This is a genomic window from Streptomyces sp. NPDC096310, assembly GCF_044763125.1.
Lineage (GTDB): Bacteria > Actinomycetota > Actinomycetes > Streptomycetales > Streptomycetaceae > Streptomyces.
Map to the genome: position 1 here is coordinate 59,153 of NZ_JBIWFO010000010.1, position 15,978 is coordinate 75,130.

Genomic DNA, 15,978 nt, shown 5'->3' on the forward strand with positions numbered 1-15,978 from the left:
GATCACAAGAGGGTCGGCGCAAAACCCCCTTTCGCGCCCGTCGCCCGGTCACGGAACGACATCGGCCGGAACGGACAGTGCCGTCGTCGCTGTCCGCGCTGTCAGTGGGGCGGGGCATCATCAGGGGTGTGACACGACGCCTGATGCTCCTCGACACCGCCTCCCTCTACTTCCGCGCCTACTTCGGGGTCCCCGACTCCGTACGGGCCCCGGACGGCACGCCGGTCAACGCGGTGCGCGGCCTGCTCGACTTCATCGCCCGGCTGGTCCAGGACCACCACCCGGACGACCTGGTCGCCTGCATGGACGCCGACTGGCGCCCCGCCTGGCGGGTGGAGCTGATCCCCTCGTACAAGGCGCACCGGGTGGCGCAGGAGCGCCCCGAGGGGCCCGACGAGGAGGAGACCCCGGACACGCTGGCCCCGCAGGTCCCGGTGATCGAGGCGGTCCTCGACGCGCTGGGCATCGCGCGCGTCGGCGTCGCGGGGTACGAGGCGGACGACGTGATCGGCACCCTCGCCGGCCGCGCCACGGGCCCGGTCGACATCGTCACGGGCGACCGTGACCTCTTTCAGCTCGTCGACGACGCCCGGGGCGTCCGGGTGCTGTACCCGGTCAAGGGCGTGGGGACGCTTCACCTCATGGACGAGGCGGCGCTGCGCGAGAGGTACGGGGTGGACGGCGCCGGATATGTCGATCTGGCGCTGCTGCGCGGCGACCCGAGCGACGGGCTGCCCGGCGTGCCCGGGATCGGCGAGAAGACCGCGGTCAAGCTGCTGGACGCCTACGGCGATCTCGCCGGGATCATGGCGGCGGTCGACGATCCGGCCTCCCGGCTCACCCCGTCGCAGCGCAAGCGGCTGGACGGCGCCCGGGAGTACGTGGCGGTCGCGCCCACGGTGGTGCGGGTCGCCGGGGACGTCCCGCTGCCCGAGTTCGACCCGGCGCTGCCCGCGGGACCGCGCGATCCGGCCATGGTCGACGCGCTGGCCGCGCGGTGGGGGCTGGGCGGGGCGCTGCGGCGTCTGCTCGCCACACTTCCCCAGTGAGTGTTAGCTTACTTAGGTAAGCCTAAGCGTCGTGGAGTCGAGGGAGACCGCCGTGGCAGAACAGCCCGCCCGCCAAGCACCGAAGGTCCACGAGGGACAGGTCCTGCGCACCGAGTGGATCACACCGCACATGGTGCGCGTGGTCCTCGGCGGCGAGGGGCTGGCTTCGGTGCGGGCCGGGGAGTTCACCGACCACTACGTCAAGGTCCTCTTCGCCCCGGAGGGCGTGACCTACCCGGAGCCGTTCGACATGGACCGCATCCGGGCGGAGTTCCCCCGCGACCAGTGGCCCGCGAACCGTACGTACACGGTGCGCGCCTGGGACCCCGCGGCCCTTGAGCTGACCATCGACTTCGTGGTCCACGGAGACGAGGGGCTGGCCGGCCCGTGGGCCGCGCGGGCCCGGCCGGGCGAGACGGTACGGCTGCTGGGGCCCGGCGGTCTCTATGCGCCGGACCCGGCCGCCGACTGGCATCTGCTGGTGGGCGACGAGAGCGCGCTGCCGGCGATCGCCGCCTCGCTGGAGCGGGTGCCCGCCGGCGCCGTGGTGCACGCGTTCGTGGAGATCTCGGGGCCCGAGGAGGAGCAGAAGATCGCGACACCGGACGGGGTCGGGATCACCTGGCTGCACCGCGGCTCCCGCCCGGTGGGCGAGGCGCTGACGGCCGCCGTGCGCGCGCTCGACTTCCCGCCCGGCGATGTCCTGGCGTTCGTCCACGGCGAGGCGGGTTTCGTGAAGGAGCTGCGCCGCCATCTCCGGCTGGAGCGGAACATACCGCGCGAGCGGCTGTCGATCTCGGGGTACTGGAGGCTCGGCAAGTCCGACGAGGCGTGGCGCGCCGTCAAGCGCGAGTGGAACGAGCAGGTGGAGAAGGAGCAGGAGCAGCGGCCCGCCACCTGACCGGCGCCCGCCGCCCCCGCTCCACCGGGGCCCCGGTACGGGCCGCTCGCCCGCACCGGGGCCCGTGGCCGTCCCCGTACGTCCTGCCCGTACGCCTGCCCGTACGTCCTGCCCGTAGTACGTCTGCCCGTACGTGCGTCCGCCCGTACGCGCATTCCCCGCTAGACGGACTTCTGGTACGAGCGGAAGGTGCGGGTCGAGAGCCAGACCGCCGCGACGGCGAGCGCCAGCAGGGCGCCGCCCCGGCTCAGGACGTCGCCCCAGTCGGGGTCGGCCGCCATCGCGGAACGTCCGGTGACCATCGCCCAGTTGACCGGGTTGAAGTCCGCGATCCGCGCCATCCAGGACGGCATCTGCGCCGGGGCCATGAACGCCGAGGAGAGGAACGTCAGCGGCAGCAGCAGGAAGGTGTTGATGCCGATGATCGACTCGCGCTGGCGCACCAGCATCCCGAGGGCGTTGGAGAGCGCCCCGAAGACCGTGCCCAGCAGGACCGACGCGACGATCAGGATCAGCAGTCCGCCGAAGCCGCCCGGGTAGTCGGCCCCGCCGAGCAGCCCCAGCAGCACGATGATCACGGACTGGACGGCCGTACTGATGCCGTTCTGCACGACGTTGGCGTTCATCAGGGCGCTGCGGCTGACCGGGGTGGTCAGGAAGCGGTTGAGGGTGCCGCGCTCGATCTCCTCCAGCGTCCCCATCCCGGCCCACATGCTGGAGCCGAGCGCGCTCATCACCACGATGCCGGGGACGAGGTAGTCGAGGTACGACGTGGTGCCGAAGCCGCCCAGTTCGACGACCTTCTTGAAGAGGTTGCCGAAGAGGAACAGCCAGATCACCGGCTGGATCAAGGAGATCAGCAGAAAGACCGGCTGGCGCAGGACCGCCACGAGCTGACGTTGTGTCATGTACCAGGTCTGGGTGAGGACCGCGGTGCTCATCGGGCACCCCCGGTGGAGGTCAGGACGGCCGTACCCGCGTCGGTGCCCGAGGCGGCCTCGGCCTCCGCGAACCGGCGTCCCGCGTACCGCAGATAGACATCGTCGAGGGAGGGCCTGGCCACCGTCGCGGCGGCCACGGCCGCCCCGGCGCGCTCCAGCGCGGCGAGCAGTACGGGGACGGCGGCGGCGCCGTCGTCGGCGCGGACGCTGACACGGCGGCCCTCGACCGCCGTGTCGTGCACCCCGGGCAGCGCGGCGAGAGCGGCGGTGAGGGCCACCCGGTCGCCGTCGTCGCGCAGTTCGAGATGGACGGCGTCGCCGCGCAGCTCGCCCTTGAGCTTGTCGGGGGTGCCCTCCACGACGACCCGGCCCCGGTCGACGATCGCGATGCGCTCGGCGAGCCGGTCGGCCTCCTCCAGATAGTGCGTGGTGAGCAGGATGGTCAGACCCTCGTCCCCGGCGAGCCGGCCGATCTCCTCCCACATGGCGGTACGGGCCTCGGGGTCGAGCCCGGTCGTCGGCTCGTCCAGGAAGAGCACCTCGGGCCGGTGCACCAGCCCGAGGGCCACGTCGAGCCGCCGCAGCATGCCGCCGGAGTACCCCCTGACCGGCCGCTTCGCCGCGTCCGCCAGGGCGAACCGCTCCAGCAGCCCGTCGACGCGGCGCGCCAGCTCCGTACCCCTGAGGCCGTACAGCCGGCCCTGGAGTACGAGGTTCTCGCGGCCCGTGGCGACGGGGTCGGCGCCGGACTTCTGGGCGACGACCCCGATCGCGCGGCGCACCCGGTCGCGGTGGCGCAGCACATCGTGGCCGGCGACGGTGGCCGTGCCGCTGTCGGGGCGGGCGAGGGTGGTGAGGATCTTGACGGTGGTGGACTTGCCGGCGCCGTTCGGGCCGAGCAGACCGAGCACCGTACCGGGCTCGACGGTGATGCCCATCCCGTTCAGGGCGGTGACTCCGCCGGGATAGGTCTTGATCAGATCGTGCGCCCGCACGGCGGGTGCGCCGCCAGGGGTGACACCGGTACTCATGACAGAACTCTCCTGTGGTGGTCGGGTCCCTCGGGCGCGCCGAGGGTCCTCGGGTGTGCCGAGCCGATCCACGCGCGGAGCTCCGGGCTATCCTTGGGTGTGCGGCACCTCGATCGCCCGGTCGCCTCCACGGCGGTCCGGTCCGGGGTTCGGGACCCTGGCGGGAGCTGCTGCAACAGCCACCGCCGGGGTCGTTCCGGCTCTCTCCGCTTCAGGGCTTCCGGTCGCGCCTCCCCTGCGTGCCGTTCGACGGCGCCTTCCCCGCGGCGGTGGGGCCCGCGTCGGCGGTGCCCGTGCCGGCGGTAGCGGTGTCCGGCTCGGCGGTGTCGATCCGCTCCCCCTCCAGCAGCCGCCACTCCTCCGGGACTTCCCCCGTCTCCCGCAGGGCGCGCCACGCGTCGACGCCGCTGAGCGTCCCTTCGGCGACCTCGCGCAGCAGACCGCGGACCCATTGGGCCTGGGCCTCGACCATGTGGAGCTGATACTCCGTCTCCACGACAAAAAGCCGGGGCAGTTGTCCGTGCAGCTTCGTCAGCACCCCGTGCAGCGCCGCCGCGTGCACGTCGAGCGCGGCCACCCGCTCCTCCAGGAGCGCGACCACCTCGTCCGGCGACAGAACGCCGATCAGTGACAGGGCCGTCTCGAACAGGGGGAACTCACGGGCCGGGACGGCCACCAGGTCCGCCAGCCACTCCAGCATCTCCTGGTGGCCGGCGGGGGTCAGTCCGTACAGCGTGCGCTCGGGCCGGTTGCCCTGCCGCTGGACGTCGGCCACCTCCACGAAACCGTGCTTCTCCAGGTTCTGGACGACCGTGTAGAGCGAGCCGAAATTGATCTTGACGCTGTGCTGCTTGCCGCGCTGCCGCAGCGTCTGCGCGATCTCGTACGGATGCATCGGACGCTCCGAGAGCAGCGCCATGACCGCGAGCGCCAGTGGATTGCCGAGCTTGCGCCGCTTGGCCGCCATGGCCACCACCTCGGATACGATCATACGTGCACGAATACTCGTCGCCGAACATATCGCGAGTCCATGACCCGGTCAATCGAACACGCGGCATATCTCGAATCTCCTGAGGGAACGGACCAATCCGGGGGCGCCCCGGCTCCGAATCATGCGGGAGTCTGTTCGGACCCACTCGTCGACCAGCACGAACGGAAGCCTGAACGCATGTGCGCACCCTGGAGGAGAGCCGCGTGAAAGAAGCCGTACACATCGGCGGCCCCGCTTCGGCGGGGCCCGATCTTCAGGAATTGCTGGGCCAGGTGGCCAGGGGCGACCAGGAGGCATTCGCCCGGGTGTACGACCAGGTCTGCGGCCCCGTGCTGGGCCTGGTGCGCAGCGTGCTGCGCGATCCGGCCCAGTCGGAGGAGGTGGCGCAGGAGGTTCTGCTGGAGGTCTGGCGGACCGCCACCCGTTTCCGGCCCTCCCGGGGCAGCGCCATGACCTGGGTGCTGACCCTCGCGCACCGGCGCGCGGTGGACCGGGTGCGCTCGGCGCAGGCGTCCAGCGACCGGGAGCACCGGGCCGCGCTGCTCGACCGTACGCCCGCCTTCGACGAGGTCATCGAGCAGGTGGAGGCCAGTCTCGAACGCGAACAGGTGCGCCGCTGTCTGCGGACTCTCACCGAACTCCAGCGCCAGTCCGTCACACTGGCGTACTACCAGGGCCTGGCCTACCGGGAGGTCGCCGAGTTGCTCTCGGTGCCGCTGGGCACGGTCAAGACCCGATTGCGCGACGGACTCATCCGGCTGCGCGACTGCCTGGGGGTGACCGCATGACCACCGCGGATCTCCATACGCTGACCGGCGCGTACGCGCTGCACGCCCTGGCCCCGAAGGAGCGCGCCGAGTTCGAACGCCATCTGGAGGCGTGCCACGCGTGTTCCGTCGAGGTACGGGAACTCTCGGCGACGGCCGCCCGGCTGGGCCGGGCCGTGGCCGTGACCCCGCCGCCCGCGCTCAAGGAGCAGGTGCTCCGGCGGATCGCCACCGAGCGCCAGGACCCGCCGAAGGTGACACCGCATCAAGCCCGGTCCGGTGGCGCCGGCCGGGGCCGCGCGCTCTCCCGCTTCGCCCTGGCCGCGTGCCTGGCCGCCGTGGCCGGGCTCGGCGGGGTCGCGCTCCGGCAGCACCAGGAGGCGCGGGACGCCCGCCAGGAGGCACAGGCGGCGCAGCGGCACTCCGAGGAGCTGGCCGCCGTGCTCGCCGCCCCGGACGCCCGGGTCGCCACGGGCGGCCTGACGAACGGCGCGACGGGGAGCGTGATCGTCTCCCGCTCCCGGGACCGGGCCGCGTTCGTCGCGTCCGGAATGCCCGAACCACCCAGCGGAAAGGTCTACGAACTCTGGTACAACGACGGGGGCACGATGCGGGCCGCCGGGCTGCTGGATCCCGCGACCGGCTCCGCCTCCGTACTGATGGACGGACCGGTGGACGGGGCGTCGGGCATGGGCATCACGGTGGAACCGGCGGGCGGCTCCGAGCAGCCGACCTCCACACCGCTGGCGCTGATGAACTTCCCGGCCGCCTGACCGCCACGGCGCCGTGGCGCTCGGGCGCCCGCGGCGCCGCAGGCACACCCCAGGGCCCCGCGCACTCCGGTCCGTCGGCGGAATTCTTTTCCTTCCTTCGGGTGGCCGACCAATCCGCCTTGCTTCCAGCCTCGAATGGCCGGTGTGAGCGAAGATCGGAAAGTGCCGGAACGAGAGGCCCGTCCCTATGACGGCCCGACAGCGCGCCTGCTGCACCGCGGCCTCGGCGCGCTCGGCGGGCTGATCGCGGGCTTCTCCGCGCTCGCCGTGGCGGAGCTCGCCGCGGCGGCGGTCCGGCCCGAGGCGAGTCCCGTGACGGCGGTGGGCGGCGCGTTCATCGACCGCACTCCCCCGTGGCTCAAGGACTTCGCCGTACGGAACTTCGGTACCCACGACAAGCTGGTGCTCCAGCTCGGCATCGTGATCGTCCTGGCGCTCCTTGCCATGACGGTCGGTGTGTTCGCGCTGCACCACCGGCGGGCGGGCGCCGCGGCGGTTCTGGTCTTCGGGGCGATCGGCGCGGTGGCGGCGGTGAGCCGCCCCGGCGGCGGCCCCGTCGACGCGCTGCCCTCGCTCGTGGGGGCGCTGGTGGCCTGCGGGGTGCTGTATCTGCTGGCCGGCACCCTCACGCTCCGTCCGTCCCCCGCGGCCGGGGGGACGGGCGGTACGTTCGACCGGCGCCGCTTCGTGATCGCCGCGACGGCGGCGGTGGCGGCATCGGCCGGGGCGGGCGCGCTCGGACGCGGGCTCAACACGTCCGGCGCGGCCGGCGCCGTGGCCTCCCGCAAGGCCGTCGTCCTGCCGCCTCCGGCCTCCCCGGCCCGTCCCGTACCGGCGGGCGCGGACCTGAGGGTCCGCGGTCTCAGCTCGTTCACGACGCCCGCCAAGGACTTCTACCGGGTGGACACCGCGCTGGTGGTGCCCCGGGTCGATGCCACGGGCTGGCGGCTGAGGATCCACGGCAAGGGGGTCGCCCGCCCCCTCGCCCTCAGCTTCGACGACCTGCTCAGGCGTCCGCTGATCGAACGGGACACCACGTTGACCTGTGTCTCCAACGAGGTGGGCGGCCCGTACGTGGGCAACGCCCGCTGGATCGGCGTACGCCTGGCCGACCTGCTGCGCGAGGCGGGCGTACGGCCGCCCTCGAAGGGCGGTCCCGCCGACCAGCTCGTGTCCCGCTCGGTGGACGGTATGACCATCGGCTCGCCGGTCGAGACGGTCATGGACGGCCGGGACGCCCTGCTCGCCGTCGGGATGAACGGCGAACCGCTCCCGTTCGACCACGGGTTCCCGGTCCGGATGGTGGTGCCCGGGCTGTACGGCTACGTATCGGCCTGCAAGTGGCTCCAGGACCTGGAGCTGACCACGTTCGCCGACTACGACGCGTACTGGGTGAAGCGGGGCTGGTCGCGGGAGGCGCCGGTCAAGACCGAGTCACGGATCGACACCCCGCGCCCGTTCGCCGCCCCGAAGCCCGGCACGATCCCGGTCGCCGGGGTCGCCTGGGCCCAGCACCGGGGCATCGCCCGGGTAGAGGTACGGGTCGACGGCGGCCCCTGGCACACGGCGCGGCTGGCGGCCCAGGACACCCGGGACACCTGGCGGCAGTGGGTCTGGGAGTGGCCCGCCACCACCGGCGACCACACCCTTGAGGTCCGCGCCACCGACCAGGACGGCTACACGCAGACCGGTCGACGGGTGGGCACCGTCCCCGACGGGGCGACCGGCTGGCACTCGGTGGTCGTCTCGGTCACCTGACCGCCCCCGCGCCGCCGTCGCACCCCATCCCATCCCATCCCGGAAGCCTTTCCGACCCTGCCCTACCCCCCGGTGCCCGCACTCCGGCGAGCACCGCCTTTCCCAAGGAGATCCCCCATGAACGCCACCCGTTTCCAGCGCGCCGCCCTCGCCGTCGCCGGTGGAGCCGTACTGCCGCTCGCCCTCACGGCCTGCTCCGGCGGCACCGGCAAGGACAGCGGTTCCCCGGCCTCCTCCGCAGCCACCGAGACGGCCGAGACCCCGGCGGACAACGCGGCGGGCACCGGCGACCAGCCCTTCGGCACGGCGTGTGGATCGGTGCCGAAGTCCGGCGCGGGCTCCTTCGACGGCATGTCGAAGGACCCGGTGGCCACCGCCGCGTCGAACAACCCCGACCTCTCCACCCTGGTCACGGCGGTGAAGGAGGCCGGTCTGGTCGACACCCTGAACAACGCCAAGGACATCACCGTCTTCGCGCCGACCAACGAGGCGTTCGCCAAGATCCCCAAGGCCGAGCTGGACAAGGTCCTCGCCGACAAGGCCATGCTGACCAAGATCCTCACGTACCACGTCGTGGGCGAGAAGCTGGCTCCGAAGGAGCTGGAGAGCGGCACCTTCCCGACCCTGGAGAAGTCCACGCTGACCACGGCCGGTTCGGGCGGGTCCTACACCGTGAACGGCTCGTCGAAGGTCGTCTGCGGCAATGTCCCGACCGCCAACGCCACGGTCCACATCGTCGACACGGTCCTGATGCCGAAGATGTGACCCGATCCCTGTCGAACGGCAGGCATGGCGCGGGCCCGCGCCCCCGGGAGGGGGTGCGGGCCCGTGGTCGCTCCGCTGTCAGCCGACCGAGCTGTACGCCACCACTCCGCGGCGCACCGCGTCGACCGCCTTGCGGGCGTTCTTCGCGACCGTGCTGTTCTCGCGGGGGGCAGCCGCCGCGATCTGGCCGAGGACGTCGATGACCTGCTTGCACCAGCGCACGAAGTCACCGGCCGGCATCTCCGCCTCGCGCAGGACCTCGTCAAGACCCTTGCCGGAGGCCCACATATGGACCGGCCAGGCGAAACCGAGGTCCGGCTCGCGCTGGCCCACGCCCTCCGTCTGGCTGATCTTCAGATCTTCCTCCAGGGCGTCGAGCCGGCCCCAGATACGGACCATCTCGCCCAGCGCGGTCTTCGCGTCGCCCGCAGGGAGCTTCGGCGCCACCGCGTCGTCAGCCTGCCGGGCCTCGTAGACCAGGGCGGAGACACAGGCGGCCAGCTCGGCCGGGGAGAGTCCCTCCCAGACCCTGTCCCGCAGGCATTCGCTGGCGAGGAGGTCCAGCTCACCGTAGAGCCTGGCCAGCCGCTTGCCGTGTTCGGTGACCTCGTCGGCGCGCAGATAGTCCAGCTCGGTCAGGAGCGCGACGATCCGGTCGAAGGTACGGGCGATGGTGTTCGTCCGGCCCTCGATCCTGCGCTCCAACTGGCGGGTGTCCCGCTGGAGCCGGTGGTAGCGCTCGGCCCAGCGGGCGTGGTCCTCGCGCTCGTCGCAGCCGTGGCACGGGTGGGCGCGCAGCTCCGTACGGAGCCGGGAGATCTCCCGGTCGTCGGCGGCCGCCGCCCGCTGCTTGCGGTGCCGTTCGGGCACGATGTGTCCGGCCTTCGTGCGCAGCGCGGACGCCAGGTCGCGGCGCGACTGCGGCGAGCGCGCGTTGAACGACTTGGGGATGCGCATCCGCTCCAGCGCCTCCACCGGCACCGGGAAGTCCATCGCCGCCAGCCGCTTGACCTGGCGCTCCGCGGTCAGGACGAGCGGCCTCGGGCCTTCCTGGTAGTCGAAGCCGCGGTGTCCATTGGCGCGTCCCGCGGGCAGCCCCGGCTCCAGGACGAGCGCGAGGCCCGCGAACTTGCCCGTCGGCACATGGATGACATCGCCCGGCTTCAGCCGCTCCAGCGAGGACGCCGCGGCGGCCCTGCGCTGCGCCGCGCCCTGCTTGGCCAGCTCCGTCTCGCGGTCCTTGAGGTCGCGGCGCATCCGCGCGTACTCCTCGAAGTCCCCGAGGTGGCAGGTCATGCCCGCCCGGTATCCGTCCAGCCCCTCCTCGTTGCGCTGGACCTGCCGGGAGATCCCGACGACGGACCTGTCGGCCTGGAACTGGGCGAAGGAGGTCTCCAGCAGCTCGCGCGAGCGATGCCGGCCGAACTGCTGTACGAGGTTGACGGCCATGTTGTACGAGGGCCGGAAGCTGGAGCGGAGCGGATACGTACGCGTCCCGGCGAGCCCGGCGAGCGCGCCCGGGTCCATGCCACGCTGCCAGAGCACCACCGCGTGGCCCTCGACATCGATGCCCCGGCGCCCGGCCCGCCCGGTGAGCTGGGTGTACTCGCCGGGGGTGATGTCGGCGTGCTGCTCGCCGTTCCACTTGACGAGCTTCTCCAGCACCACGGACCTGGCCGGCATGTTGATGCCGAGGGCCAGTGTCTCCGTGGCGAAGACGGCCTTGACCAGACCGCGGACGAACAGCTCCTCCACGATCTCCTTGAAGGTGGGCAGCATGCCCGCGTGGTGCGCGGCGATGCCCCGCTCCAGGCCTTCCAGGAACTCGTAGTAGCCGAGGACGTGCAGATCCTCGCCGGGGATGGAGGCCGTACGCTCCTCGACGATCTCCCGGACCCGGCGGCGCGCCTCGTCGGTGTTGAGCCGCAGGCCCGCGTACATGCACTGCTGTACGGCGGCCTCGCAGCCGGCCCGGCTGAAGATGAAGGTGATCGCGGGGAGCAGCCCCTCCGCGTCCAGCCGCTCGATGACCTCGGGCCGGCCCGGTGTCCAGATGCGGCTGCGCTGGCGGCGCTCGCGCTCCCGGTCCGCCTCGCGGACCATCTTGCCCCGGCGGCGGTCGCGCGGGTTGTACGTGCGCTGGTTCTCCATCCGGGCCAGCCGGACGAGGTCCGGGCTGACCTCGCGCTTGGCGACACCCCGGCCGCCGTGGTCGGTCTCCTCCTCGAAGAGGTCGTACATCCGGCGGCCGGCCATCACGTGCTGCCACAGCGGTACGGGGCGCTGCTCGGAGACGATCACTTCGGTGTCGCCCCGTACGGTGTCCAGCCAGTCACCGAACTCCTCGGCGTTCGACACGGTGGCCGAGAGCGAGACCAGGGTGACGGAGGCCGGCAGGTGGATGATCACCTCTTCCCAGACCGCGCCGCGGAAGCGGTCGGAGAGGTAGTGGACCTCGTCCATCACCACATAGCCGAGCCCGACGAGCGCCTGCGAGTTCGCGTAGAGCATGTTGCGCAGGACCTCGGTGGTCATGACGACCACCGGCGCGTCCGCGTTCACACTGTTGTCGCCGGTGAGCAGGCCGACCTTGCCGGCTCCGTACCGCTTGGCGAGATCGGCGTACTTCTGGTTGGAGAGGGCCTTGATCGGGGTCGTGTAGAAGCATTTACGGCCCTCGGCCAGGGCCAGGTGCACGGCGAACTCGCCGACGATCGTCTTGCCGGAGCCGGTGGGCGCCGCGACCAGTACGCCCTTCCCGGCCTCCAGGGCCTGGCATGCCTCGATCTGGAAGGGGTCCAGGCCGAATTCGTACATCTCGCGGAAGGGCGCCAGCGCCGTGGCCCGGTCGGCGGCGCGGATCCGGGCTGCGGCGTACCGCTCGGCTGGTGAGAGGTCCTCTGTCATCTTGCGGTCGAGCCTACCCGCCCCCTCTGACAGTCAGCCCGATCTTTAATCGTCTTTGGGCGGCACCGCTCCGCCCCTGCCGGTCAGGTGATGTCGTCGTACCCGTTCACCCGGTTGTTCCGGGTGCCGTCGGACTGTTCCGGCAGCGCGGGCCGGGACGCCACGGGTTCGATCTCGCCGATGTCCTCCGGCGTCAGGTCCAGGTCCGACGCCTCGTCGTCGCCGGGTCCCGCCGCGATACGGGCCGCCTTGCGCCGGTCGTTGAGCAGGGAGATCCCCGTGGCGAAGAAGTACAGCACCCAGATCGGCACGGCCAGGGCGAGCATGGAGAGCGGGTCGGTGCTCGGGGTGGCGACCGCCGCGAAGATCGTGATGCCGAGGATCATGCCGCGCCACCAGCCGGCCATCCGCTTGCCGCTGAGCACTCCGCCGAGGTTGAGCATCACGAGGAGGAGCGGCAGTTCGAAGGCGAGGCCGAAGACGACCACCATGCGGGTGATCAGATCGAGCAGATCGTCGAGCGGGAGCTGGTTGTCCAGATCGGCGGGCGAGAACTCCAGGAGGACCCGCGCCATGGTGGGGAGCGTCTTGTACGCGAAGAAGCCACCGGCCAGGAAGAGCGGGAAGCCCGCGGCGACGAAGCCGAGGGAGTACTTCTTCTCGTTCTTGTGGAGCCCCGGCGCGATGAACGCCCAGAGCTGGTAGAGCCAGACCGGCGAGGAGAGCACGACGCCGGCCATCAGGGAGACCTTGAGGGCGAGGGTGAAGGGCGTGATCAGGCCGTTGAGGACGATCCGCGCGCAGGTGCCATCCCTGCGCTGGGCGAGGTCGGCGAAGCTCGCGTCGCATCCGACGGACTGCAGCACCGGGTTCGTGAAGAACTCGATGATCTCCTTGTAGGAGAAAGCCGCGACGATGGTCACGACGACGATGCCGATGAGCGCCTTGACGAGCCGGTTGCGCAGCTCGCGCAGATGCTCGACCAGTGGCATCCGCCCCTCGGGGTCCGTCTCCTTCTTACGGGCGGACTTCAGCAACCCACGTCCTCATCTCGTGCGGCGGGCCGCCCCTCATGGCAGTGCCCGCTCCGGCCCAGGTGGTGTCAGCGCTTGGTCGAGTCCGTCGGCTCGCTCACCGGGCGCGCGCTCGTCACATCACCGGGGAAGGCCTGGATCGTACGGGGCGGGGTCTGGTCCTGAGCGGGGTCGTTCGGCGGCTCGGCCGGGGCGGTCTGCTGTCCCTCGGACTTCATGGCCTTGGCCTCGCTCTTGAGAATGCGGGCCGACTTGCCGAGCGAACGCGCCATGTCGGGAAGCTTCTTCGCGCCGAACAGGAGAATGACCACGACGAGAATGAGAATGATCTCGGGGGCACCGATCTTTCCGAACAGCATAAGTCTTTACCTTCTCACCGAGGCGGCACGGAACGGGCCTGCGTGGATAGGGCCGGACTTGTGTCCGACAAGTTGCCCAGCGATCGTAACGCGCGGGGGTGAACACAGAGCAATCCCCGTGCGTACTTCAAGCGCGCGGCCCGCGCCTCGCTACCTGGGCCACGTCGTGCAGCGTACCTCGCATGAACCGCCCTGAGCAGGGGGCGTGTGGACTACCGCAGGGCGTCACCGGTGGCGGCGAGCCGCGTCGCGGCCCGTTCCAGGTCCTCGGCGGCGAGGTTGATCCGTTCCGTGGTGGCGGCGACCTGGCGGCCGAGCCGCCGGGCTTCGAGGAAGACCCGGACGGCCAGGACGCCGAGCACGGCGATCCCGAGAAAACCCAGGGCGATGGCGATCATGGGCCAGAGCATGGTATTAGACCGTCCCCGGCAGGTCCTGGAGCGTGGAGTGCAGACGCATCGTCCGCACCCCGCCGCCCGTGAGGAGTTCGATGATGCGTTCCCCCGCGGGCTTGCGGACCGGGGCCTCGCACTCGGGACAGACGAAGGAGTAGAAGGTGGTGCGCCGGCTGGCCCCGATCGCCAGGCGCAGCGCGCCCGCCGACAGTTCGAAGGCGGCCCGGCATTCGGGACAGGCCGCTCTGAAGAGGACCGGGACTACCGTCGAAAAACCGGAGGGCCCAGACATTGCCGACATATTTCCGTTTCTCCTTGTCCTCAGTCGTCTCGCCCGTGCGGTCACCGGCCGCCTGTCATCCGCGGGTCTCGTATGCCGCCAGTGCCTCGGCGGCGGCCCGCCGCGCGCTGTCCGCCAGCTCCGGCGGGGCGACGATCCGCCCGTCGCCGCCGAGCCGCAGCGCGAGCCGCCGCAGCGAGGCCGGAACCGGGGTCCGCAGTGTGATGCGCAGTCCGCCGTCGGGCAGTTCCACCGCGCTGTCGTGCGGGTAGTACTCGGCGACCCACCGGCCGCCGGGGCCCACCTCGACGATCACCTCGGGGTCCTCGGCGGACGGCTGCACCAGCCCCTCCGACAGATCCCGCAGCTCCAGCTCCGGGGGCGCGGCCGGGGCGTCCAGCAGCCTGATCTCGGCCACCCGGTCGAGCCGGAACGTACGCCGCGCCTCGGAGAGCCGGCACCAGGCCTCCATGTAGGTGTGGCCCACGGCGAAGAGCCGGATGGGGTCGACCTCGCGCTCGGTCAGCTCGTCTCGCGCCGGGGAGTAGTAGCGCAGCCACAGCCTGCGCCGCTCGGAGATGGCCCGGTCGACCTCCGCGAAGACGCCGCCCTCGGACTCGAAGGTCACCGAGAGCCGGGAGCTGGCGCCCGCCGCCTCACCGGCCGCGGCCTCCAGCTTGGCGGTGGCGCGCAGCAGCGCCTGCCGGTCGCCCTCGCGCAGCCCCGGCAGGGTGGCGACCGCGCGGGCCGCGACGAGCAGCGCCGTGGCCTCGTCGGCGGCGAGCCGCAGCGGCTCGGCGACATCGTCGGGGTTGTGCCACCAGATCCGGTCGCCGTCGGTGTCGATGTCCAGCAGGTCCCCGCCACGGAAGCTCGTCCCGCACATGGGCAGGACATCGAGGTCGGAGATCAGCTCGTCCTCGCTGATCCCGAACGCGCGGGCCACGTCGCCGACATGGGCTCCCGGGCGCTCCCGCAGATAGGTCACCAGCGAGAGCATCCGCCGGGTCTGGTCGATCGCGTTGGCTGCCACGATGTGTCCGCTCCCCCTCAGCCCTTGGCCACGGCGCGCAGCCGGTCCAGGACGTCGGCCCGCAGATCCGCGGGCTCCAGTACGACGACGTCCGGGCCGAACTCCACCAGCCAGGCGTCCAGGCCGTGTCCGTACGGGATCTCCAGCTCGTCCCAGCCGTCGGCCACGGCCCGGGTCGACAGCGCCCGGGAGCGCAGCGGGTAGCCGCAGCCGGAGCGGAGTCTGATCAGCGCGGAGCGGGTCGCGGTCTCCCCCGCCCAGCTCTCCACGGTCTCGCGTACGGTCACCACATCGGGCACGGGCGCGCGGAACGTACCGACGCGCGAGCGGACCCGGCCGGTGATCCGGGAGAGCCTGAAGACCCGCTCGGCGCCGCGGTCGCGGTCCCAGCCGGCCAGATACCAGTGTCCGCGCCAGCACTCCAGCGTCCAGGGCTCGACCTGGCGCTGTTCGGCGCGGGCGGCGTTGGCCTTGCGGTAGTCGAAGGAGACGGGGCGCCGGTCGCGGCAGGCGAGCATCAGCGGCTCGAAGGCGGCCTCGTGGACGGGGATACGGGGTTCGAGGGCGCCGTGGTGTGCCTCGTAGCTGTCCTCGGCCTCGGGCATCCCGGCGGCGCGCAGCTTCTGGAGGGCGCCGCTCGCAGCGCCGGCCAGCCGTGCCTGCTGCCAGACCTTGGCGGCCAGGCCGAGGGCCGCGGCCTCCTCGGCGTCGAGGGTGATGGCGGGCAGCCGGTTGCTGTCGCGGCGGGCCAGATAGCCGGTGTCGCCGTCGAGGTTCTCGACCGTCTCGATGACCAGGCCGAGTTCGCGAAGGTCGTCCTTGTCCCGCTCGAACATCCGGTTGAAGGATTCGTCGGTGCCGGCTTCCAGGTACGCCTCGATGGAGCCGCGCAGCTCGCGCTTGCTGAGCGGCCGCCGGGTCCCGAGCAGACACAGCGCCAGATTCATCAGCCGCTCGGCCTTGGCAATGGCCATCGACGCCTCGCACCCCTCGT

16 protein-coding genes are annotated in these 15,978 nt (G+C 71.7%); 6 read left to right on the forward strand and 10 right to left on the reverse strand.

Going from position 1 to position 15,978, the window contains the following annotated elements; genetic code table 11:
• Nucleotides 1-143: 143 nt before the first annotated feature.
• A complete protein-coding gene (locus tag ACIQ7D_RS20330; RefSeq protein WP_403939689.1) occupies nucleotides 144-1,049 on the forward strand; it encodes a 5'-3' exonuclease H3TH domain-containing protein in 906 nt (301 codons plus the stop codon).
• Nucleotides 1,050-1,101: 52 nt separating this feature from the next.
• Nucleotides 1,102-1,950, forward strand: a complete 849-nt coding sequence (locus ACIQ7D_RS20335) for a siderophore-interacting protein (protein WP_403939396.1) — start codon at nucleotides 1,102-1,104, stop codon at nucleotides 1,948-1,950.
• Nucleotides 1,951-2,111: 161 nt separating this feature from the next.
• On the opposite strand, the gene ACIQ7D_RS20340 is transcribed toward ACIQ7D_RS20335, so the two are convergent.
• The 3 genes from ACIQ7D_RS20340 to ACIQ7D_RS20350 all read right to left on the reverse strand — a co-directional run bounded on the left by ACIQ7D_RS20340 (nucleotide 2,112) and on the right by ACIQ7D_RS20350 (nucleotide 4,889).
• On the reverse strand, nucleotides 2,112-2,891 hold the full coding sequence (locus ACIQ7D_RS20340; RefSeq protein ID WP_403939398.1) for an ABC transporter permease: 780 nt from the start codon (nucleotides 2,889-2,891) through the stop codon (nucleotides 2,112-2,114).
• Nucleotides 2,888-3,922 (reverse strand): ABC transporter ATP-binding protein, encoded by a 1,035-nt coding sequence (locus ACIQ7D_RS20345; RefSeq protein WP_403939400.1) that lies wholly within the window; start codon nucleotides 3,920-3,922, stop codon nucleotides 2,888-2,890. Before ACIQ7D_RS20345 ends, ACIQ7D_RS20340 begins: the two co-directional genes overlap by 4 nt.
• Before the next feature lie 211 nt (nucleotides 3,923-4,133).
• Nucleotides 4,134-4,889, reverse strand: coding sequence for a PadR family transcriptional regulator (locus tag ACIQ7D_RS20350; RefSeq protein WP_403939691.1), 756 nt, complete (start codon nucleotides 4,887-4,889; stop codon nucleotides 4,134-4,136).
• 227 nt (nucleotides 4,890-5,116) lie between these two features.
• Here ACIQ7D_RS20350 and ACIQ7D_RS20355 point away from each other — a divergent pair, with 227 nt between their 5' ends.
• The 4 genes from ACIQ7D_RS20355 (at nucleotide 5,117) to ACIQ7D_RS20370 (ending at nucleotide 8,976) form a co-directional block, all read left to right on the forward strand.
• Nucleotides 5,117-5,701, forward strand: a complete 585-nt coding sequence (locus tag ACIQ7D_RS20355) for a sigma-70 family RNA polymerase sigma factor (RefSeq protein ID WP_403939402.1) — start codon at nucleotides 5,117-5,119, stop codon at nucleotides 5,699-5,701.
• A complete protein-coding gene (locus tag ACIQ7D_RS20360) occupies nucleotides 5,698-6,453 on the forward strand; it encodes an anti-sigma factor domain-containing protein (RefSeq protein ID WP_403939404.1) in 756 nt (251 codons plus the stop codon). Before ACIQ7D_RS20355 ends, ACIQ7D_RS20360 begins: the two co-directional genes overlap by 4 nt.
• Nucleotides 6,454-6,588: 135 nt before the next feature.
• The gene (locus tag ACIQ7D_RS20365; RefSeq protein WP_403939406.1) at nucleotides 6,589-8,211 is read left to right on the forward strand and encodes a molybdopterin-dependent oxidoreductase; all 1,623 of its coding nucleotides are present in this window, start codon (nucleotides 6,589-6,591) and stop codon (nucleotides 8,209-8,211) included.
• Between the two features lie 117 nt (nucleotides 8,212-8,328).
• Complete coding sequence (locus ACIQ7D_RS20370; RefSeq protein WP_403939408.1) at nucleotides 8,329-8,976, forward strand: fasciclin domain-containing protein; 648 nt, start codon at nucleotides 8,329-8,331, stop codon at nucleotides 8,974-8,976.
• Between the two features lie 78 nt (nucleotides 8,977-9,054).
• Here ACIQ7D_RS20370 and ACIQ7D_RS20375 read toward each other — a convergent pair whose 3' ends face one another.
• From ACIQ7D_RS20375 to ACIQ7D_RS20405, 7 genes are all read right to left on the reverse strand, one after another.
• Nucleotides 9,055-11,883, reverse strand: coding sequence for a DEAD/DEAH box helicase (locus ACIQ7D_RS20375; RefSeq protein ID WP_403939410.1), 2,829 nt, complete (start codon nucleotides 11,881-11,883; stop codon nucleotides 9,055-9,057).
• Between the two features lie 83 nt (nucleotides 11,884-11,966).
• Entirely contained in the window at nucleotides 11,967-12,920 is a 954-nt protein-coding gene (gene tatC / locus ACIQ7D_RS20380) for a twin-arginine translocase subunit TatC (RefSeq protein WP_403939412.1), read from the reverse strand.
• Nucleotides 12,921-12,985: 65 nt separating this feature from the next.
• Nucleotides 12,986-13,273, reverse strand: coding sequence for a Sec-independent protein translocase subunit TatA (gene tatA, locus ACIQ7D_RS20385; protein ID WP_403939693.1), 288 nt, complete (start codon nucleotides 13,271-13,273; stop codon nucleotides 12,986-12,988).
• Between the two features lie 215 nt (nucleotides 13,274-13,488).
• The gene (locus ACIQ7D_RS20390; protein WP_384999921.1) at nucleotides 13,489-13,686 is read right to left on the reverse strand and encodes a hypothetical protein; all 198 of its coding nucleotides are present in this window, start codon (nucleotides 13,684-13,686) and stop codon (nucleotides 13,489-13,491) included.
• 4 nt (nucleotides 13,687-13,690) lie between these two features.
• Entirely contained in the window at nucleotides 13,691-13,972 is a 282-nt protein-coding gene (locus tag ACIQ7D_RS20395) for a hypothetical protein (RefSeq protein WP_403939414.1), read from the reverse strand.
• Nucleotides 13,973-14,027: 55 nt separating this feature from the next.
• Nucleotides 14,028-14,984, reverse strand: a complete 957-nt coding sequence (locus tag ACIQ7D_RS20400; RefSeq protein WP_403939416.1) for a helix-turn-helix transcriptional regulator — start codon at nucleotides 14,982-14,984, stop codon at nucleotides 14,028-14,030.
• A gap of 17 nt (nucleotides 14,985-15,001) precedes the next feature.
• Nucleotides 15,002-15,958: a helix-turn-helix transcriptional regulator gene (locus ACIQ7D_RS20405; protein ID WP_403939418.1), complete on the reverse strand. Its 957-nt coding sequence runs from the start codon at nucleotides 15,956-15,958 to the stop codon at nucleotides 15,002-15,004.
• Nucleotides 15,959-15,978 lie beyond the last annotated feature (20 nt).